A 19,541-nucleotide genomic window follows, 5' to 3' on the forward strand; every position below is an offset into this window, starting at 1 on the left:
CGACGACGATCTCGACGTCGCCCCCTGGCGACTGAGGCTGGAGCGGTGGATCGAATCACCGCGCGTGCAGTGGTTTGTGGTCGGGGTGATCGCGTTCAACGCCGTGGTACTCGGTGCGCTGACGACTTCGTGGGGCCGGGGGAGTGGGCATTGGGTCCTCAGCCTGCTGGACAACGCCTGTCTGGCGATCTTCGTCTGCGAGATCTCCTGCAAGCTGATCGCGGTGGGGCCCAGGTTCTTCCGGTCGGGATGGAACATCTTCGACTTCGTGGTGGTCGCAGTCTCACTGGTCCCCGCCTCCGGCGCGAGCAGTGCGCTGCGCGCCATTCGGGCATTACGGATTCTGCGACTGGTGTCGGCGTTCCCGCAGATGCGTCGGGTGGTGGCCGCGGTGTTCGCCGCAGTACCCGGGATGATCTCGATCATCGCGTTACTGGGTCTGGTCTTCTACATCGCCGCGGTGATGGCCACCAGCATGTTCGGCGAGAAGTTCCCCGAGTGGTTCGGCGATCTGGGTGCCTCGGCGTACACGCTGTTCCAGATCATGACCCTGGAGAGCTGGTCGATGGGTATCGTCCGGCCGGTCATGGAGGTCTACCCGTGGGCGTGGGCGTTCTTCGTCCCGTTCATCGTGCTCAGTGCGTTCACCGTGCTCAATCTCTTCCTGGCCGTCATCGTCGACTCGATGCAGGCCATCCAGCGCAGGGACGATCCCGACGCCGAGTCGAGCGAGGCCGCCGGTACCGCGACCTCGGCCGCACCGGCCCTATCCGGAGAGGAGACGGCCGAACTACGGCAGGAGATCGCCGACCTCCGGACGACGATCACCCTGCTACACGCCGAACTGCGGGCCGGTGAAGACGACCGCCTCGCGGATCCGCGCTGAGCAGGCGGTGCCGGTGTGGCACGCCCTTGACGAGCGCAGCTGACCCTCGTCCGGCCGGCCAGCCCGGATAGAACGTGAGGCCGGCGGGATTTGCCAGAATGGGCGGGTGCTCACCCCGGACGACATCCGCAACGTCGCATTCGCCAAGCCACCCATAGGCCGACGTGGCTACAACGAAGACCAGGTCGACTCATTCCTCGACGACGTCGAGACCACCATGCGCGAACTCTACGCACGGTTGGCACGCTACGAGGGGGAGCGGCCGACGTGACGTCGACACCCGGGAACTCCCGACCGACCACGTGGCGCGAGATCGTCGCCGCAGATCCCGGCCACTCCCACCGCTATCGCGAGCGATTTCGTGAGCTCGCGGCACGTGGCCAGGACATCGACGGTGAAGCACGTCTGATCGACGCCATGGTACGGCGCGGCGCGCATGTTCTGGACGCCGGGTGCGGCGCCGGACGGCTCGGTGGATACCTCCACGCCGCAGGGCATTCCGTGGTGGGTGTCGACGTGGATCCGGTGCTCATCAACGCTGCCCGCACCGACTACCCGGGCCCGACCTGGCTAGTCGGTGACCTCGCCGAACTCGGTCTGCCCGCAGCCGGGATCGACACCGCGTTCGACATGATCGTCAGTGCGGGAAACGTCGTCACCTTCCTCGCCCCCGACGACCGACGCACGGTCCTCGCCCGGTTCGCCGAGCATCTCGCGCCCGACGGGCGCGTCGTGGTCGGTTTCGGAGCGGGCCGAGGGTACGCGTTCGACGAGTTCCTCGCCGACGCCGCCGCCGGAGGTCTGGTGAGTGAGGTGTTGCTGTCGGCATGGGATGTCCGGCCGTTCACAGCGCAATCCGATTTCCTGGTTGCGGTGCTGCGGCGTTCCGCACCGTGATCGCGCCCAAACTTTCGCAACTTGTTTTACTTGTTTCGCCCTTGTAGGTCCATACAATGGAGGGCATGCCTGCCACGACCACGCCCGGTGACGACCGCACCACGACCCGGCGGGCGTCTCGGGCCGAGAATTCGTCAGCTGGGCACCGGGGTCGAGCAACGTCGACCGCTTTCACGGAGGCTCTGAGTGACACACTGAGCAGTGTTCCCAAACCCGCCCGCGACAGTTTCCTGCGCAGCGTCACCGGCGACGACCAACTCGACAGTTCCCTGTGGGGACGGGGTCCGTCGGCGACGCAACGCAAGCAGGCGGCGCTGGAGAATCTGCGCCGACAGTTCGCCGCCCGGTCGGCGGTGCTCGAGTACTCGCTGACCCGTGCCGAGGCAGCTGACCTGCTCGAGGTGTCCGAGCAGGCGGTACTCGACCGCATCAAGTCCGGCGACCTGCTCGGGTTGAAGAAGGGCCGGGAGTGGCGGCTTCCGCTGTGGCAGTTCAACGCCGGCTGCGCCCACGGCTTCGTCCCCGGGCTGGCACGGCTACGGAACTCGTTTCCCGGCGGTGTGGTGTCGCTGACCGAGTGGGCAGCCACCCCCAACGTCGACCTCGACGGCGCGACGCCCACCCAGGCGTTGGCCGCCAACCGGATCGACGACGTGATCGCGGTCGCGGCCACCAGCACCTCGGCGGCGTGGTAGCCGCCCTTGCGGCACCCGTTCGCCCGGTCAGCGGGGGACGGGCCTGGACTTGGCGATGGCGTGACCCGACCCCGGCCCACCCGTGGTATTGGTGTCGGATCTACCACGTGTCCGGACACACGTCGGACGGTGCCGCGCACAGGACGTTCGGTCCGCTTTACCGACTCGACCACCACATCCCGACCACGTCGGGTGGCGCGCGCAACTGCCCGGACGATCGATCGATCCTCTACGTGGCCGGCACTCTGGCCACGGCATTCGGCGAGGTCTTCGGTGATCTGCGGGCCGCGGCCGTCTGCCCTAATCACCGGGTGGCGCTGGTGAAGCCGACGTCGTCGATCACAGTGCTCGATCTTCGAGGCGAGGGGGCGGCCATGCGGATCGGCGCTCTTCCGTCGCTGGCGACCGGTGACTATCCGCGCGTACGGACACAGGAATGGGCTCGAGCGATCTTCGAGGATCAGCCCGTCGCGCGTCGGGAGGTGCGTGGTGTCTACTACCACGCCGCCCACTCCAACGGTCGCGCTCTGGCGTTGTGGAACACCGACGATCACGTCGAGGTCGTCTCGGCCGCTGACGGTCGGGCTCAGGACTTCGCCCTGAACTCCGCGAGTATGTGGCCGCGGGTCGTCGAGGCCGCTGTGTCGCTCGGGATGCAGGTCGTCCTCGTCGAGCGGTGTCCGCGCTGTCGGTGATGCTCGGCCGACACCGGTCAGACCGCCACACCTCGCCTCCCGGCGCGCAGCTGATAGAACACAGCCATGACGGCCACCAAGTCGATCCTGCTCTTCGTCCTCGCCGCTCTGCTCGAGATCGGTGGCGCGTGGCTCGTCTGGCAGGCGGTGCGCGAGCACCGCGGCCTGTTGTGGGCCGGGCTGGGCGTCATTGCCCTGGGCGCCTACGGTTTTGTCGCCACCCTGCAACCCGACGCGAACTTCGGGCGGATCCTGGCCGCCTACGGTGGGGTCTTCGTCGCCGGCTCCCTTGCCTGGGGAATGGCGCTCGACGGCTATCGCCCCGACCGCTGGGACATCGCCGGGGCGGCCATCTGCCTCGTGGGTGTCGCAGTGATCATGTACGCGCCCCGCGCGTCCTGACGTGCTGCGGCGCCCGGTGGAATGACGAAGGCGACGCCGACGTTGTCGATTGGCATGAGCGATCAACCAGAACTCAGCCCCGAGGGCTGGGTGCGTGACCAGACCGAGAAGATCCTGGAACAGGGCACCACGGACGGCGTCCAGATCATGGATCGTCCGATCGTGCTGTTCACGACCACCGGCGCGAAATCGGGCAAGAAGCGGTATGTCCCATTGATGCGGGTCGAGGAGGACGGCAAATACGCGATGGTCGCGTCCAAAGGGGGCGCACCCGGGCACCCGTCGTGGTACTTCAACGTGAAGGCGCATCCGCAGATCACGGTGCAGGACGGGACCGCCGTGCGAGAACTCACCGCGCGTGAACTCGACGGCGCGGAGCGTGAGCACTGGTGGGATCTGGCGGTGGCCGCTTATCCGCCGTACGCGGAGTACCAGACCAAGACCGACCGACGGATCCCGGTGTTCGTGCTGGAGTGAGCTGACACCCCGGAGTCGACTTGCTGCTCCCAACGCCTTTGACCCCGCGAAAGGCGTTGGGAGCAGTTGCTTGTCAGCCGAGCTTCGCCAGCCGCGTCCAGGTGTCGACCACGGTGTCCGGATTCAGCGACATCGACTCGATACCTTGCTCCAGTAACCATTCAGCGAGGTCGACGTGATCGCTCGGACCCTGCCCGCAGATACCCACGTACTTGCCGCGCGCCTTGCATGCCGAGATCGCCGCGGCGAGCATGTGTTTCACGGCCGGGTCACGTTCGTCGAACGAGTCGGCGACGAGCGCGGAATCACGGTCCAGGCCGAGCGTCAGCTGCGTCATGTCGTTGGAGCCGATGGAGAACCCGTCGAAATGGTCGAGGAAGGCGTCGGCGATCACCGCGTTGGACGGCACCTCGCACATCATGATCACTTCGAGTCCGTTCTCGCCGCGGCGCAGGCCGTGCGAGGCGAGCAGCGAGATCACCCCTTCGGCTTCGGCGAGCGTGCGGACGAACGGGATCATGATCTTGACGTTGGTCAGGCCCATCTCGTCGCGGACGTACTTCAGGGCCGCACACTCCATGGCGAAACAGTCCGCGAAGTCCTTCGACAGGTACCGCGACGCGCCGCGGTAGCCGATCATCGGGTTCTCCTCGTCGGGCTCGTAGAGTTCGCCGCCGACCAGCTTCGCGTACTCGTTGGACTTGAAGTCCGACATGCGCACGATCACCGGGTGCGGCGCGAACGCGGCGGCGATCGTCGCCACCCCTTCGGCCACTCGGTCGACGAAGTACGCCCGGGGGCTCTGATAGGCCGCGATCGCCTCGCCGATCTGCTCTTTGAGTGGTCCCTCGAGGGTCTCGAAATCGAGCAGGGCCTTGGGATGGATTCCGATCTGGCGGTTGATCACGAACTCCAGGCGGGCCAGCCCGACACCGTTGTTCGGGAGGCGGGAGAACGCGAACGCCTGCTCCGGTGTGCCGACGTTCATCATGATCTTCGTGCTGATCTCGGGCATCGCCTCGATGGACGACTCGGTGACGTCGAAGTCGAGCAATCCGTCGTAGACGTATCCGGTGTCGCCCTCGGCACACGAGACGGTCACCTCGCGGCCGGCCTCGAGTGACCGCGTGGCCCCGCCGGATCCGACGACTGCCGGGATACCGAGCTCACGGGCGATGATCGCGGCGTGACAGGTCCGTCCGCCGCGGTTGGTCACAATGGCGCTGGCGCGCTTCATGATCGGCTCCCAGTCGGGGTCGGTCATGTCCGCGACCAGCACCTCGCCGGCCTGGAACTCGTGCATCTGTTCCACCGACTCCAGCACCCGGACGGCTCCCGCGCCGATGCGTGCGCCGATCGCCCGACCTTCGACGAGGACATCGCCGGTCTCGTTCAGCCGGAACCGTTGCTGGCCGGTCACCGCCGCCCGCGACTGCACCGTCTCCGGGCGCGCCTGCAGGATGTAGAGCTCGCCATCCACGCCGTCCTTGCCCCACTCGATGTCCATCGGGCGCCCGTAGTGCTCCTCGATCAGCAACGCCTGGCGGGCGAGCGCCTCGACCTCCGCGTCGGTGAGGCTGAGGACGCGGCGATCGGCGGCGTCCACATCGACGAACTCGGTCGTCCGGCCCACCGAACGATCGTCGGTGTAGATCATCTTGGTGGCCTTCGACCCGATACCGCGCTTGAGTACGGCCGGACGGCCGGCGCGCAACGCCGGCTTGTAGACATAGAACTCGTCGGGGTTCACCGCGCCCTGGACGACCGCTTCACCCAGGCCGTAGGAGGACGTCACGAACACGGCGTCGGCGAAACCCGACTCGGTGTCGATGGTGAACATGACTCCCGACGTGCCGATGTCGGAGCGCACCATCTGCTGCACGCCCGCCGACAGGGCGACCGCGTCGTGCTCGAACTCGTGGTGCACCCGGTAGGCGATGGCGCGGTCGTTGTACAGCGATGCGAACACTTCGCGCATCGCCTGCAGGATCGCGTCGATCCCGCGCACGTTGAGGAACGTTTCCTGCTGTCCGGCGAACGATGCGTCCGGCAGGTCCTCGGCGGTCGCGCTCGATCGCACTGCGAACGACGCCTCGTCCGATCCACCCGACAACTCGGCGAACGCGGTCCGGATGTCGTCCTCGAGGTCGGCGGGGAACGGCTGATCCATCACCGCCGCCCGGATCTCCTTGCCGGTCGCGGCAAGTGCCTGCACGTCGTCGGTGTCGAGGCCGGCCAGACGCGCGCTGATGCGGTCCGCCAGGCTGGTGCCCGCGGCATCGGGTTGATTCACGAACCGGCGATATGCGTCGGCGGTGGTCGCGAACCCGTTGGGGACCCGGACCCCGACGTCGGTCAGGTTGCGGACCATCTCGCCGAGAGACGCGTTCTTCCCGCCGACCTGCTCGAGGTCGGCGAGGCCGAGGTCGGCGAACCACCGGACATTGCTGTTCATGAACTGACTCCTCAGTTGTCAGGGTGGGGCCTGCGGGCGAGCACCTGCAGGATGAGGGTGGACATCTCCTCAACGGATTTCGCCGAGGAGTCGATGACGGGTAGGTCGTGCGTGCGGTAGAGCTCCTCCGCGCGTTTGAGTTCGTACGTACACTGCCGCAGCGACGCGTATGTCGAATCCGGGCGACGCTCCGTCCGGACCGCGCTGAGGCGGGCCGCGGTCGTGATGATCCCGAAGCACCGGTCCTGCAGGTGCCGGATCGGACGTGGTAGGTCGGTGCTGACGAGATCCTCGTCGACGAGCGGATAGTTCGCGACGCGCAGGCCGTGCTGCAGCGCGAGGTACATGGTCGTCGGGGTCTTGCCGCACCGGGATGGCGCCACCAAGATGACGTCCGCCTTGTCCAGCGTGCGCACACTCTGGCCGTCGTCGTGCTCGATGGCGTACTCGACCGCCTGCATGCGAGCGTTGTAGCGCTTGACGTCCCCGACACCATGCAGACGGGCAGGTGTCCGGGCGCCCCGGGTTCCCAGGATCGCCTCAACTTGCTGCATGTGCATGTCGAAGAAATCGATCAGGGGTGCCCGGGTCTGTTGCAGTTCGACGCGGACGTCGTCGAGTGCAGCCGTGACGAAAACGAGTGGTGTCATCCCGCGGTCCACGGCCGCATCGATCCTTCGCACGACCTCGCGGGCGTCGTCGGCGGTGGTGATGAACGGGATCAGCGTCCGGTCGAAGCGATGATCGGGAAAGTGCAACAGCAGAGCATTGCCCATGGTCTCTGCGCTGATCCCGGTGCTGTCCGAGAGGAAGAAAACCGGGATCAGGTCACCGGTATACGTCTCACTCACTCGGTCATTTCCCATCGGCCGACGTCACGTTGTGCCCTCTATCGTGGCGCAGGCGTTTCGTCGGCTGTCGGGCAGGTCGCTTTACCAGCTGTTGGTGTGCCCGTTCACGGCTGTTCGGACCCGGCGACTGCTCTCACATATCGCTGCGAGATCAGCTGGAGACGGGGGATGAGTTCGGCGGGGGACTCCACCGTGAAATCCATCATCAGCATGCCGATATACGCGGCAACGGTGTCGAGGCTGTCGGCTCCGGTGACCAGAACACAACGGTGCTCGTCGATGGGTTCGACGGCTCCGACGGCCGGGTTGATCCGCGCCAGAACGTCCTCGGCGGGGGCGTCGACACGAAGACGCGCATGCACGTTCCAGCCGCTCTCGGCGATCGTGCGCATCGCGAAAGCCGTGTAGTCCCCGCCGGGCAGCGGCTGAGGGTCGAAGCGGCGTCGCGTTGGCATCCGCAGGCCCATCCGGTCGATTCGATACGTCGTCCAGGTGTCCGTGCGGGGATCCCGGGCGATCAGATACCACCGGCGTTGCCAGCACAGCAGGCGGTACGGCTCCACCAGCCGGGGTTGATCGTCGTAGTCGAAACGCAGCCATTCGACGTCGCGGATGGCCGCGGCGATGGCCTGCAGGACCGACGTCTGGACGTGCGGGTCGGGGGCATCGGTGCCGGTGTTCTCCGGTCCGTGCTCCACGCTTGTACGGATCGCGTCGATGGTGGGCCGCAGCCGCGCGGGGAGAACCTGCTCCAGCTTCGCCAGAGCGCGGGTCCCGGCCTCTTCGACACCTGCGATCCCCACGGCTGCGCGCAGTCCGACAGTGACCGCGACGGCCTCCTCGTCGTCGAGCAGCAGCGGTGGCAACCTGCCTCCGGAACCGAGCCGATACCCGCCGGCGGCGCCCCGGGTCGCGTCGACGGGATACCCCAGCTCACGCAGCCGATCGATGTCATGCCGGATGGTGCGGGTCGAGACGCCGAGACGGTCGGCGAGTTCGGTACCCGAACATTCCCGGTGCGTTTGGAGCAGGGAGAGGAGTCCGAGCAGGCGCGCGGTGGGATCGGCCATCAGAAATCCTCGTGACTCGGGTCGCTATTAGGAACATATCCTACCTAATTGAGGAATACCGTCGTGACATGACCACAACAACGCTCACCGTCCAACCGTTCACCGTCTCCGTCTCGGATGCCGAAATCGCCGACCTCGACGATCGCCTTGCCCGTACCCGCCTGCCCCAACCGTCGCCGACCGACGACTGGGACGCGGGAACCCCGAATGACTACCTGCGCGAGGCCGTCGATGCATGGCGCAGCTTCGACTGGGCCGCAGCAGAATCCCGGATCAACGCGGTCCCGCACTTCACCACCGAGATCGACGGACAGATCATCATTTCATCCATGTCCGTTCCGCCGAGCCGGACGCCACCCCACTCGTGCTGGCGCACACCTATCCCGGCTCGAGCGTCGACTATCTCGACATGATCGACCTTCTCGTCGACCCGGTCGCCCATGGCGGTCGTCCCGAGGATGCGTTCGACATCGTGATTCCCGACGCCCCGGGATTCGGGTACTCGCAGCCGGTCGCCGCCGGGTGGACCACAGCCCGGGTGGCCGCCGCGTACGACACCCTGATGCGTGGCCTGGGCTATGAGAACTACGGAATCCACGGCTCCGACAACGGCGCGCTCATCGCGCGAGAACTCGGGCTTCTCAACCCCGAAGGCTTTCTGGGACTACATGTTCTGCAACTGTTCTCGTTTCCCTCGGGCGATCCGGAAGAATTTGAGAAGCTCGAGCCGGCCGCCTACGCCGGCCTCGAACACATGCAGTGGTTCCAGTCCGTCGGAGGCTACAACACGATGAACGCCTCCCGGCCCCAGACCGTCGCGGTGGGTCTCAGCGACTCGCCGGTCGGGTTGCTCGCCTACAGCGAGCTGTTCAACTCGTTCGGCAACGGAACCTCACTGGTCCCGCTGCAGACGATCCTGCTCGAAGTCAGCGTCAACTGGTTCGCCAATGCAGCGTCCGGGATGAGCCGCAGCTACCTCGAGAACGCGCGGGCGTCGGCCGAGCCGCGGGTGAACGCCGCACCCACCGGTGTTGCGGTGTTCGCCAGCGACTTCCAGACGATCCGCGTCTTCGCCGAACGCGACAACTCGAACATCGTGCACTGGAGTCGGTTCGACGAAGGTGGGCACTTCGCCTCACTCGAGCGGCCGGACCTGGTCGCCGGTGACATCCGGGAGTTCTTCGCGCGTCTGCGATGAGTGACGGTGCCGTTGAGCGACCGTGAGCTCTCGCGCGATCTCCTTGTTGGAGTATCGATCGGACACCTCAGTCGACCGCGTGCCGCAGGTACCCGTACAGGGCCGCGCGATATCCGCGCGTATAGCTCGGTTCCTCGTCGTCAGGATCCGGTTCGACCGCCATCGTCGAGGACGCATGGTGCCGCGCCCACGGCGGCGGAAAACCGCAGAGCCGCTCGTTGGCGTCCTCGAAGCCCTTCTGAAAGAGGTCCGGGTCGAGGTGCCCGTCGAGTTCGTGGTCGACGATCGGGAACGACGTGGGCAGGCGGGTGACGACGCCGTGGGGGGTGACGATGTCCAGGTCGAGCGAATCCTCGTCGCCGCGGGTCATCAGGCCGACCGCCGTTCGGCCAGTGTGCGGTACAGCGTGGCACGACTGACGCCGAGCGCCGCCGCGATCGTCGGCATGGGCTGCCCTTCGGCGCGCATCCGCTCCGCGACTGCGATCTGGTCGTCACCGAGGGCCCGGGGTCGTCCGACGGACGGGCCACGGTTGCGTCGGGACGAAACGGTTGGCGCGCGGTCCGGCCGGAGTTCCTCGTCGAGTTCAGCGAGCGAGGCGAGCACTCCGACGATCATCGCGCCGGCCGGGTCGTCGGTGTCGAGACCCTCACGCAGCGACCGCAGACCGATCTGTCGCTCGGTGAGATCGCGCGCGGTCGCCATCACCTCGGGTGCGGATCGGCCGAGTCGATCGATACCGACGACCACGGTGATATCGCCGGGGCGTGCGTAATCGAGCAACGCCGTGAAGCCGGGTCGCCGCTGCATGCGGGTGATCGCAGCGAACACGTCGCTGTAGATCCGCGCCGGTTCGACTCCCGCGTCGGTCAGCGCGTCGATCTGCGATTCCAGTGTGTGGGCTGCGGTGCCCGCACGCGCGTACCCGAGCAGCATGCCTGGGTATCCGCTCACCTCGTCCGGCTTCATGGCCCGAACTCTATCTCAAAATATCTCAAAACCGTCTCGCGACGCGCCGCGGCGTTTTTGAGATGTCTGTTGTTCTTCGCTGGAATCGCTAGTAGGACATCACACCATGCCGTTCGCGAGTCTCAGAACGTCGAATGAACGGTGGGTCATTATGAGACTGATATGAGACGAGCGCATCGCGATCGAAGGTTTCGGCCGCGGTCCGCGGGCGGGCCGGGTGCCGGACATACGAGTTCGGCATTCTCCCGAGATCGGGCATCTGTCGGCGTAACGTCGAGGGCACGCTGCAGCCAGGGCGAATCGAACGAAAGGCGCGGTGCTATGGGTGAGGAGCAGGCGGCAGACGACCCGCTGTTCGATTTCATCGATGAGATCCTGCGGGGGCATTTCGGACCCGAGTACAGCTCCGACACGACGACGGACCGCCGCCATGTGGAACAGCTGCTCACCGACGACACCAGGCGTCGGGTGGAGGAGTCCCGGGCGGCCGCCGTCGAATGGGGACGAGCCGAGGTCGCCGGCGAGGTGGTGATCGCGTCGGACCGGCTGGTGATCACCTCGCACGGACTGGTGTATGCAGCGGGTATGAGTTCTTCGGGCGGGCACCAACCGCTCTATTACCTGGCCACCCCGGTCGAACTGTTCGAGTCCATGGTCGAGCGCGTCGACGCCACATCGCTGCAGCGTGGCTCCATGGCGGCCGTCGACGACCGGTTCGGCCATGAACTGTCGTTTCCGTGGCCACTGGACACGGGTCTCCGGCATATGCTCGATGCCCACCACGCACTGCACCTGGACCTGGCCGAGCACGAGGGCGCAGTCCCGTCGGCTGACGCGTAGTCGTGATGTCCGGCTCGAACGGCAGCGGGAACGGGAGGGGTGTGCGCGGAAGGCGGAGATGGATTCTCGCGCGCGTGATGCTCGCACTTGTCGCCGCGGCGACGGCTCTGGCCGGTTGTGGCGCGTCGGGTGGCGGCGCCGGATCGGGCACTTCGTCATCGACGATGCCGGACGACGCGGTGGTCATCGACGTGCGTACCCCGGCGGAGTTCGAGTCCGGTCATCTGCGCGGCGCCCGCAACATCAATCTCGCATCCGGCGACTTCGTCGAGGTGATCGCGGCACTGCCGGTCGACGTGCCCTACGTGGTCTATTGCCGTACGGGAAATCGATCGGCCCAGGCCGTGGAGATCATGAGATCGACTGGCTTCGCCGACGTCACCGACGCCGGCGGTCTCGACGACGCGCAGGTGAGTACCGGTCTACCCATCGAATCCAGCTCGCCTACCCCGCCCGGTTGATCGTCGACGCGAGCGGGTGGCGGTCAACCGATGGTCAGCGGAACGCGCAGCCGCTGGTGACCCCGAACCGCTTGAGGATCATCGCCGCCGGGCAGAAACCCGTGACGCTCGATTGCAGCAGATTCAGCCCGACGAAGCCGACGAGCAGCAGCCACCACGGCGAGAACGCGGCGCTCAAGATCGCGCCGAGCAGGGTCATCGTGCCCGCGATGGCGAAGACGCCACGGTCGATGTTCACGGTCCAAACCTCCATGTGTATGCATCAGGGTCGCCCTCAATAATACCCAGGGGGGTATATAAAAGCCCGTGACAGCGACGGATATCACACAATGGCGGAGATGTTCAGATGTGCGCGGGCGGCACTCGGACAGCGGCCATTCAGGCCTCGCTCTCCCTGGAGCGGGCGATGATCACCGGAATCCGAGCTGCGTTGACCACCGCGGCGCTCACCGATCCGAGGAGCATTCCGGAGAAGCCACCGTGGCCGTGGCTGCCCACGACCACCAGTTGCGCCGACCGGGCGTGATCGAGGAGGCCCACGGCGGGTGACTTGGCGACGATGGGTATGGAGACCGGGCGTACGGTGACCTCCGGGTACTTCCGTCTCCAGACGGCCAGATGCTCTTCGAGGACTTCGGCCGCCTTGTCGGACAGATTTCGCCACTCGATCGGCGCCCAGTTCAGGGTCGGGATGTTGAGCCGGCTCATGTCGCTCCAGGTGTGTACGGCCACCAACTCGACCCCGCGGCAGGCCGCCTCTTCGAACGCGAGGCCGGTCGCCAGCTCGGAAGTCGGTGATCCGTCGACTCCCACCACGACCGGGGACTGATCCGAGACCCCTTCGGGCGGTTCCTCGTCGTGGATCACGGCGACCGGGCAACGCGCGTGGTGGGCGAGTCCTGAACTCACCGAGCCCAGCACGGCACCGGCCACCCGTGATTGGCCGCGACATCCGACGACCACCAGCGCCGCGTTCTCGGACAACTCGGTCAGCATCGGCACGGCCGGACCGTGCATCACTTCAGTGGTGATCTGCAGCTCACCTGGCGCGGCAGCCTTGTGGGCGATCTCGCGCGCATCGTCGATCACCTTGCGGGCGTTGTCCTCTTGCCAGCGCACGACGTCGAGATTCGCGAAACCCTCCGGCCAGGGTTCGGCCGGCATCACGATCGGGGCAATGACGTGGACCAATGCCAAGGGCCGGCCACGCATCTGGGCATCGCGCGCCGCCCACTCGACGGCCGCGATCGATGACGGCGACCCGTCGAGTCCGACGACGACGGGGCTTGTTCGGGCATCTGGCATGACGACCTTCTCTCCGTGCGCGGGCAAAGAGTCGCGGTCGCAGATGCAGCCACGACAAGTATCAGATTAGGAGATCGGCATGTCCGACACCGGAGGCTTCGGGCCCGGGCCGGAGGGCACTTGTGCCCGGGTGGCGGCGCGGCGACCGTTGCCCTGTCGGGTGGCTTCGGTATGGTCCTCCGGGTGAATGCGAGCCCAGCTGTGAAGTCCGTGAACGCACGCCTCGCCGAGGAACTGGCCGTCGCCGAAGGCCAGGTGGCCGCCGCGGTGCGGCTACTCGACGAGGGCTCCACCGTGCCGTTCATCGCGCGCTACCGCAAAGAGGTCACCGGCAGCCTCGACGACGCGCAACTGCGCACGCTGGACGAGCGGCTCCGCTATCTGCGCGAGCTCGACGAGCGGCGTGATGCCGTGCTCGCGTCGATCGACGAACAGGGCAAGCTGACCGACGAACTGCGCGCCGCGCTGCTCGGCGCGGAGACCAAGGCGCGCGTCGAGGACATCTACCTGCCCTACAAGCCGAAGCGTCGCACGAAGGCGCAGATCGCCCGAGAGGCAGGCCTCGAGCCGCTGGCCGATCGCCTGCTCGCCGATCCGGGGCTGGTTCCCGAAGAGGTGGCCGCCGAGTTCGGCAACGACCAGGTCGCCGACGCCGCCGCCGCCCTCGACGGCGCCCGGCACATCCTCATCGAACGCGCTGCCGAGGACGCCGAACTCGTTGGGGCCATCCGCGAGAAGTTCTGGGCCGACGGCGCGATGCGGACCGCGGCACGTTCGGAGAGCGCGGCGTCGTCGCCGGCCGCCCAGAAGTTCCGCGATTACTTCGACTTCACGGAGCCATTGGACTCGATGCCGTCCCACCGGGTGCTTGCGGTACTGCGCGGAGAGAAGGAAGAAGCGCTGTCGTTGACCCTCGACGGGGGCGAGGACGACGCGTACGAGGCGATGGTGGCCGCGACCCTGGGGATCGATGCCGCCCACCCGGGCGCGGCGACGCCCTGGCTGGTGACGACGGCGCGCTGGGCGTGGCGGACGAAGCTGATGATGTCGGCTTCGATCGAAGCGCGGGTGGCCCTGCGTCAACGCGCCGAGGCCGACGCGGTCACCGTGTTCGCGACGAATCTGAAGGATCTGCTCCTGGCGGCACCGGCGGGAACGCGTCCGACGTTGGGCCTCGACCCCGGCTTCCGCACCGGCGTCAAGGTGGCCGTCGTCGACGGCACCGGCAAGGTTCTCGACACCTGCGCCATCTATCCCCATCAACCGCAGAAGCAGTGGGATCAGGCCAAGGCGACGTTGGCGGCCCTCGTCGCCCGCCACGACGTCGACCTGGTGGCCATCGGCAACGGCACCGCTTCGCGTGAAACCGATGCGCTGGCAACGGAATTGATCGCCGAGATCCGCAAGGCCGGTGGCCGGGCCCCGGCCAAGGCGGTGGTGAGCGAGGCCGGTGCCTCGGTGTACTCGGCGTCGGAGTACGCCTCCCGCGAACTGCCCGACCTCGACGTCTCGCTGCGTGGTGCGGTGTCGATCGCCCGGAGGTTGCAGGATCCGTTGGCGGAGTTGGTGAAGATCGATCCCAAGTCGATCGGGGTCGGTCAGTATCAGCACGACGTGGCACCGGGCACGCTGGCGCGGAGTCTGGACGCGGTGGTCGAGGACGCGGTCAACGCGGTCGGGGTAGACCTCAACACCGCGTCGGTGCCGCTGTTGTCGCGGGTCTCGGGAGTCACTCCGGGGCTGGCCGCCGCCATCGTGGCGCATCGTGACAACACCGGGCCGTTCCACAGCCGCCAGGGACTACTCGATGTGCCTCGCCTGGGCCCGAAGGCGTTCGAGCAGTGTGCGGGCTTTCTCCGGATTCGTGACGGCGAGGACCCGCTGGACTCATCCGGTGTCCACCCGGAGGCATACCCGGTGGTGCGCCGGATTCTCGATCGCGCCGGAGTGGGGATCACCGAACTGATCGGTAACGCCCGCACGTTGCGTGGGCTGCGCCCGGGCGACTTCGCGGATGATCGATTCGGCATCCCGACGGTGACCGACATCCTCGCCGAACTCGAGAAGCCGGGCCGCGACCCGCGACCGGCTTTCGAGACGGCGACATTCGCCGCCGGCGTGGAGAAGGTGGCCGATCTGAAGCCCGGCATGATCCTCGAGGGGATGGTGACCAACGTCGCGGCCTTCGGGGCCTTCGTCGACGTCGGCGTCCATCAGGATGGGCTTGTGCACGTGTCGGCGATGTCGGACAGATTCGTCTCCGATCCGCACGAGGTGGTGCGGTCCGGACAGGTGGTGAGGGTCAAGGTCCTCGACGTCGATGTGGACCGCAAACGAATCGGTCTCACCTTGCGGCTCGATGACGAGGTCGGCGCCGGATCGGGGAAAACAGCCCCGAAGAAGGCCGGTGGACGACGGCCTCAGCGGGGCCAGGGCAACGAATCCCAGCGCAACGGGTCCCAGCGCAACGGGTCCCAGCGCGATCGGTCCGGTAAGCGCGGTCGGGACTCGGGCCGCGGCAGCCGTGCCCAGCCCAACGGCTCGATGGCGCAGGCGTTGCGCGACGCCGGTTTCGGGCGCTGAGTCGTAAATCGTGTCCACTATCCGGGCACGCGGCGCAAGTCGGTGCGCAGCAGCATCACGTTGTAGTCACTCCAGCGTGACGCGTTGAAGTACAGCTCCGGGGAATCGCCCTGGAGCGCAGGGGAGTCGGGCAACATCATCGGGCCGTAGACGACGATGGTGTTCGGGGCGACCAGGTAGCGCGGTGCGCTCCACGGTCCCTGCGGGTGTTCGGCCGTGCGCATCCGGATGCCGTTGTCGCCGTCGAGCATCACGTACCTGTCGAGATATGGGCTCCACGCCACCGACAATTCGGTCACCGGCTGCGGCACAACCTGCGACTGCACGTCGGGCATGTCGGCGAGTGCAACCCAACCGGCTGCCTCGCCACCCCAGTACTCGTAGCGGTCGAGATCGAGGATGTCGGCCGGCTTGAACCGGGCGAGGAAGGCGGCACCGAAACGGCCGTTGGGAGTTCCGAACTGGTAGATGTAGTCCTTCTCGCCGGCCACGTCCGGCCGACCGCGTACATACGCGTTCTGCTGGAACTTGCCGTTGTTGTACTCCACGGTCGGCAGTGCGGCCGGTAGCGCCAGCGAGATCGGCGAGTTGATCCGGATGGTGTCCTGGTCGGTGTGCCAGGTCTGACCGTTGTCGTCGGAATGTGCGATCGCGGAGAAGTTGGTCACCCAGTTTCCGGCCGATCCCCACGAACGAACTGACATGTAATTGATGAACTGTCGATGTCCCGAACCCCAGGGCAGCGAGATCGCCGCGGTCGGGATCGTGGTCACCTCGATTGCGGAGATGCCCAGGGACGGAATGAGTTCCTGGGCGTAATTCGGTTCGCCGGCGGCGATGACCGTGCCCGACGTCGGGTCACCGGCCACTCCGTCGGGCACTCGGATCCCGTCAGACAGACGGTGGTCATCCGACCGCAGCAGCACATTGTGGCGCCACTGCTGACCCAGCGCATTGCAGTTGCCGAAGGTGTCGCCGAAGGCCATCAGGGTCTGCCCGGTGCCGTTGTCCCAACTGACACCGAGATCGGTGCCACTGATCGCGAATCGGCTGAAAGTGCGGTTGGGGCTCAGGGGGCCGGTGACCCAGGCGATCGATCTGGTGCTGACGCCGAAGTACGGCGGCAGGGGCCCTTGCGGGCCGATGTTCGGAATATCCGAGCTGCCCAGGGAACCGCTGGAACCGAGGGAACCGCTCGATCCCAGTGACCCGGTATCGGGGACGCTCGAGCCGAATCCGCCGTTGCCGCAGGGCGCGGCGCCGGCGACGCCGGCCCCATGGCCGGTGGCCAGTACGCATGCGGAGACGGCGAGGGCCCCGACCATCGCGAGCCGCGCAGTGCGCGTGAGTCGACGCCGCACGAGACCTCCCCGTCCATGGGTCTGTTACTGATGTGATCAGTGTTACTGGTGGGGTAATTGTGACCCAGGGGATGACGAAATCGAAGACGTCCCACGGTCACGATCTGGTCTCGCAACAACTACACCGAGAACTGGCAACCACACAGGCCATTTCCCATGTGATTGACAGTTCCCCGGGTGAATACCGTCAGCTGCGAAGGGCGACCGCGTCGCGCAGCGCGATGAGGTCACGCAGAACGGCCGCGCAATCGGTCTCGAACTCGGCGTCGGAGAGGTCACGTCGACGAACCGTGAACACTACCTCGGCGCCTTCGGGGTGGGGAAGAACGCGCAACGGGTTGTGCACGACGGCGCCGTCCGGCAGTGTCACCTCGTGGTCGAGGACGCCGAATGAGTTGATCGGCGTGAAGTCGACGCGTACCTCGCCCATTGGCGATCGGACCACCAGGGTGTCGCCGTCGCGGCGGACGTCGGAGGCGAGGCCACCGGCCCACTGCGGAAGATTCGCCGGGTCGGCGGCATAGGCGTAGACCTCGTCGGGAGAGCTCGAGACGACGACCGAGATGTGTCGACTGCCGGTGTCGTTCATCACTCCGAGGCTACCCCGACGCGTGGGGACGACACGTTAGGGTGACGATATGCCGATCCTGAACAAGGACATGACGCTGTGCATCTCGCTGGCCGGACGTCCGTCGAACATCGGAACCAGATTCCACAACTTCCTCTACGACGAACTCGGCCTCAACTTCATCTACAAGGCGTTCACCACCGACGACATCGACGGTGCGATCTGTGGGGTCCGGGCCCTCGGGATCCGCGGATGCTCGGTGTCGATGCCGTTCAAGGAGGCAGTCATCCCGCTCGTCGACGAGATGGAGGAGTCGGCGTCGGCCATCGAGTCGGTCAACACGATCGTCAATGATTCGGGACGCCTCGTCGCGTCCAACACCGATTACGAGGCCGTCGCCGCACTGATCGACCGTCATGCACTGCCGACGTCGGCCTCGGTGGCGATCCGCGGGTCGGGCGGCATGGCCAAGGCAGTGGTGGCGGCCTTTCGCGGTGCCGGGTTCGACAACGTCACGGTGATCGCACGCAATCCGGACACCGGTGCCGCACTGGCTGACCGGTACGGCTATCGATTCGCGTCCGAGGACACCGGATCAGGCGCGGCGATCCTGGTCAACGTGACCCCGCTCGGCATGCGCGGCAGCGACGAGGACACCCTGTCTTTTGCTTCCGCCCAGATCGACGCAGCCGACGTCGTGTTCGACGTGGTCGCGTTCCCCGCCGAGACCCCGCTGATCCGCGCCGGACGCGCTGCGGGCAAGAGGGTGATCACCGGAGCCGAGGTGATCGCGCTGCAGGCGGCACGCCAATTCGAGAGATACACGGGAGTCGAGATCACCGCGGACCAGGTGCGACGAGCTTCCGAATTCTCGCGCGCCGCAACCTGATTCGGACGCCGCCTCAGTCGCTGATCACCTCGCGTACACGCGCCTCGAGGCGATCCACCGTGTCCACGTCGATACCGAAGTCGTGTGCGAGGACGTCGAGTATCTCGCGTTCCGACGCCAACTCTCGTTTGGTGCTCGTCCCGTCCGCCCGGTGAATCGACAGCAGACGGTTGCGCAGGTTCCAGCGAGCATCGTCGACGACGAGACAGGCCGACACCGTGGCGCGGAAATGGGAGTCGGGATGGGTCGAGGCAAACCAGCTGCCGACCACACCGTCGACCGCGGCGCGCGGGCGTTCGTCGAACAGGTACAGCGGCTGCCACCGGCCCGCCACTCGCGACTCCAGCACGTGCAGGTCAGCCTCGGGCCACACTCCCACGCGGAAGGGCTCGAGATCGGTGGGCTGCTCGTCGCCGATGGTGAAACGCAGTGGCGTGGTGGGGGTCTGCCCGCCGAAACCCACGTCGACGAGGTGGCGGCTACCGTCATCAGGAACCGTCACGGCCAGCAGCTGATGCGTCTCCGCGGGCAGCGGTCCCGGTCCCTTCATCCACACCACCCGGCCCGCGAGCTGATCGACGCGGAAACCGAGCGCGCACAGCACAGCACGGAACAGCCCGTTGTGCTCATAGCAGAACCCGCCGCGTCGCCGCCGAACGAGCTTGTCCTGCAGGCTCTCCGGGTCGAGATTGGCCACCGGGATCCCGGTGAGCGGATCGAGGTTCTCGAACGGGATGTGCCGAACGTGCGCGGCGACCAAGCTCGCCAGAACGTCGGCCGTGGGCCCGGGCACGCAAGGGTGACCGATTCGATCGAGGTAACCGTCGACATCGACCGTGCTGGTGTCCATGGCATCCATGGTCGCATCCCGCCCAGCGGATTCCGCATCCGTGCCCCGTGGCCGGGTATCCTCGCGTAGGCAGGCGGATGCCGCGCCTC

At 66.7% G+C, this 19,541-nt stretch carries 22 protein-coding genes and 1 pseudogene; 13 read left to right on the forward strand and 10 right to left on the reverse strand.

The features are described 5' to 3' along the window. Positions 1-64: 64 nt before the first annotated feature. The 7 genes from ACIGKQ_RS21735 to ACIGKQ_RS21765 all read left to right on the forward strand — a co-directional run bounded on the left by ACIGKQ_RS21735 (position 65) and on the right by ACIGKQ_RS21765 (position 4,052). Entirely contained in the window at positions 65-886 is an 822-nt protein-coding gene (locus ACIGKQ_RS21735) for an ion transporter (protein ID WP_396574923.1), read from the forward strand. A gap of 106 nt (positions 887-992) precedes the next feature. Further along, positions 993-1,157: a DivIVA domain-containing protein gene (locus ACIGKQ_RS21740; protein WP_266061480.1), complete on the forward strand. Its 165-nt coding sequence runs from the start codon at positions 993-995 to the stop codon at positions 1,155-1,157. Continuing rightward, positions 1,154-1,783, forward strand: a complete 630-nt coding sequence (locus ACIGKQ_RS21745; RefSeq protein WP_266061479.1) for a bifunctional 2-polyprenyl-6-hydroxyphenol methylase/3-demethylubiquinol 3-O-methyltransferase UbiG — start codon at positions 1,154-1,156, stop codon at positions 1,781-1,783. The genes ACIGKQ_RS21740 and ACIGKQ_RS21745 overlap by 4 nt, the downstream gene beginning before the upstream one ends. Before the next feature lie 65 nt (positions 1,784-1,848). Next, positions 1,849-2,478, forward strand: coding sequence for a helix-turn-helix domain-containing protein (locus ACIGKQ_RS21750; RefSeq protein ID WP_396574924.1), 630 nt, complete (start codon positions 1,849-1,851; stop codon positions 2,476-2,478). A 107-nt stretch (positions 2,479-2,585) separates the two neighbouring features. Further along, positions 2,586-3,173 (forward strand): RES family NAD+ phosphorylase, encoded by a 588-nt coding sequence (locus tag ACIGKQ_RS21755; protein WP_396574925.1) that lies wholly within the window; start codon positions 2,586-2,588, stop codon positions 3,171-3,173. Between the two features lie 66 nt (positions 3,174-3,239). Beyond that, a complete protein-coding gene (locus ACIGKQ_RS21760; protein WP_396574926.1) occupies positions 3,240-3,575 on the forward strand; it encodes a YnfA family protein in 336 nt (111 codons plus the stop codon). Between the two features lie 54 nt (positions 3,576-3,629). After that, positions 3,630-4,052 carry a nitroreductase family deazaflavin-dependent oxidoreductase gene (locus ACIGKQ_RS21765; RefSeq protein WP_396574927.1) on the forward strand — a complete coding sequence of 141 codons (423 nt, stop codon included), beginning with the start codon at positions 3,630-3,632 and terminating at the stop codon, positions 4,050-4,052. A gap of 73 nt (positions 4,053-4,125) precedes the next feature. Here ACIGKQ_RS21765 and ppsA read toward each other — a convergent pair whose 3' ends face one another. The 3 genes from ppsA to ACIGKQ_RS21780 all read right to left on the reverse strand — a co-directional run bounded on the left by ppsA (position 4,126) and on the right by ACIGKQ_RS21780 (position 8,428). Then, complete coding sequence (gene ppsA / locus ACIGKQ_RS21770) at positions 4,126-6,507, reverse strand: phosphoenolpyruvate synthase (RefSeq protein WP_266061475.1); 2,382 nt, start codon at positions 6,505-6,507, stop codon at positions 4,126-4,128. 11 nt (positions 6,508-6,518) lie between these two features. Further along, complete coding sequence (locus ACIGKQ_RS21775) at positions 6,519-7,358, reverse strand: pyruvate, water dikinase regulatory protein (RefSeq protein ID WP_235724257.1); 840 nt, start codon at positions 7,356-7,358, stop codon at positions 6,519-6,521. A 104-nt stretch (positions 7,359-7,462) separates the two neighbouring features. Then, positions 7,463-8,428, reverse strand: coding sequence for a YafY family protein (locus tag ACIGKQ_RS21780; protein ID WP_235724256.1), 966 nt, complete (start codon positions 8,426-8,428; stop codon positions 7,463-7,465). A gap of 68 nt (positions 8,429-8,496) precedes the next feature. Between ACIGKQ_RS21780 and ACIGKQ_RS21785 the strand changes: the two are divergent. Both ACIGKQ_RS21785 and ACIGKQ_RS21790 read left to right on the forward strand, forming a co-directional pair. Further along, positions 8,497-8,768: pseudogene (locus ACIGKQ_RS21785) on the forward strand (epoxide hydrolase N-terminal domain-containing protein); the annotation flags it as partial. Positions 8,769-8,837: 69 nt separating this feature from the next. Next, entirely contained in the window at positions 8,838-9,626 is a 789-nt protein-coding gene (locus tag ACIGKQ_RS21790) for an alpha/beta fold hydrolase (RefSeq protein WP_396574937.1), read from the forward strand. Positions 9,627-9,693: 67 nt separating this feature from the next. Here ACIGKQ_RS21790 and ACIGKQ_RS21795 read toward each other — a convergent pair whose 3' ends face one another. Next, positions 9,694-9,996, reverse strand: coding sequence for a hypothetical protein (locus tag ACIGKQ_RS21795; RefSeq protein ID WP_266061472.1), 303 nt, complete (start codon positions 9,994-9,996; stop codon positions 9,694-9,696). Then, positions 9,996-10,562, reverse strand: coding sequence for a recombinase family protein (locus ACIGKQ_RS21800; protein ID WP_235724287.1), 567 nt, complete (start codon positions 10,560-10,562; stop codon positions 9,996-9,998). The genes ACIGKQ_RS21795 and ACIGKQ_RS21800 overlap by 1 nt, the downstream gene beginning before the upstream one ends. A gap of 354 nt (positions 10,563-10,916) precedes the next feature. On the opposite strand from ACIGKQ_RS21800, the gene ACIGKQ_RS21805 reads away from it, so the two are divergent. Both ACIGKQ_RS21805 and ACIGKQ_RS21810 read left to right on the forward strand, forming a co-directional pair. Beyond that, positions 10,917-11,435 carry a glucose-6-phosphate dehydrogenase gene (locus tag ACIGKQ_RS21805; protein ID WP_235724253.1) on the forward strand — a complete coding sequence of 173 codons (519 nt, stop codon included), beginning with the start codon at positions 10,917-10,919 and terminating at the stop codon, positions 11,433-11,435. A 77-nt stretch (positions 11,436-11,512) separates the two neighbouring features. Next, positions 11,513-11,896: a rhodanese-like domain-containing protein gene (locus ACIGKQ_RS21810; protein WP_235724286.1), complete on the forward strand. Its 384-nt coding sequence runs from the start codon at positions 11,513-11,515 to the stop codon at positions 11,894-11,896. Positions 11,897-11,930: 34 nt separating this feature from the next. Here the strand turns inward: ACIGKQ_RS21810 and ACIGKQ_RS21815 are convergent, their stop codons facing one another. Both ACIGKQ_RS21815 and ACIGKQ_RS21820 read right to left on the reverse strand, forming a co-directional pair. Next, complete coding sequence (locus tag ACIGKQ_RS21815) at positions 11,931-12,134, reverse strand: DUF2892 domain-containing protein (protein ID WP_235724252.1); 204 nt, start codon at positions 12,132-12,134, stop codon at positions 11,931-11,933. A gap of 140 nt (positions 12,135-12,274) precedes the next feature. Next, positions 12,275-13,201 carry a universal stress protein gene (locus ACIGKQ_RS21820; protein ID WP_235724251.1) on the reverse strand — a complete coding sequence of 309 codons (927 nt, stop codon included), beginning with the start codon at positions 13,199-13,201 and terminating at the stop codon, positions 12,275-12,277. A 171-nt stretch (positions 13,202-13,372) separates the two neighbouring features. On the opposite strand from ACIGKQ_RS21820, the gene ACIGKQ_RS21825 reads away from it, so the two are divergent. Further along, entirely contained in the window at positions 13,373-15,784 is a 2,412-nt protein-coding gene (locus tag ACIGKQ_RS21825) for a Tex family protein (RefSeq protein WP_396574928.1), read from the forward strand. A 17-nt stretch (positions 15,785-15,801) separates the two neighbouring features. On the opposite strand, the gene ACIGKQ_RS21830 is transcribed toward ACIGKQ_RS21825, so the two are convergent. Together ACIGKQ_RS21830 and ACIGKQ_RS21835 are read right to left on the reverse strand one after the other, a co-directional pair. Further along, a complete protein-coding gene (locus ACIGKQ_RS21830; RefSeq protein WP_235724249.1) occupies positions 15,802-17,145 on the reverse strand; it encodes a DUF4185 domain-containing protein in 1,344 nt (447 codons plus the stop codon). A gap of 187 nt (positions 17,146-17,332) precedes the next feature. After that, a complete protein-coding gene (locus ACIGKQ_RS21835; protein ID WP_235724248.1) occupies positions 17,333-17,734 on the reverse strand; it encodes an SRPBCC family protein in 402 nt (133 codons plus the stop codon). Between the two features lie 49 nt (positions 17,735-17,783). Here ACIGKQ_RS21835 and ACIGKQ_RS21840 point away from each other — a divergent pair, with 49 nt between their 5' ends. After that, positions 17,784-18,602 carry a shikimate 5-dehydrogenase gene (locus ACIGKQ_RS21840; protein ID WP_396574929.1) on the forward strand — a complete coding sequence of 273 codons (819 nt, stop codon included), beginning with the start codon at positions 17,784-17,786 and terminating at the stop codon, positions 18,600-18,602. 13 nt (positions 18,603-18,615) lie between these two features. Here the strand turns inward: ACIGKQ_RS21840 and ACIGKQ_RS21845 are convergent, their stop codons facing one another. Next, positions 18,616-19,461 carry an arylamine N-acetyltransferase gene (locus ACIGKQ_RS21845; protein ID WP_372512389.1) on the reverse strand — a complete coding sequence of 282 codons (846 nt, stop codon included), beginning with the start codon at positions 19,459-19,461 and terminating at the stop codon, positions 18,616-18,618. Positions 19,462-19,541: the final 80 nt, after the last annotated feature.

Source organism: Gordonia sp. NPDC062954, assembly GCF_044543825.1.
In the GTDB taxonomy this organism is placed as follows: Bacteria; Actinomycetota; Actinomycetes; order Mycobacteriales; family Mycobacteriaceae; genus Gordonia; species Gordonia tangerina.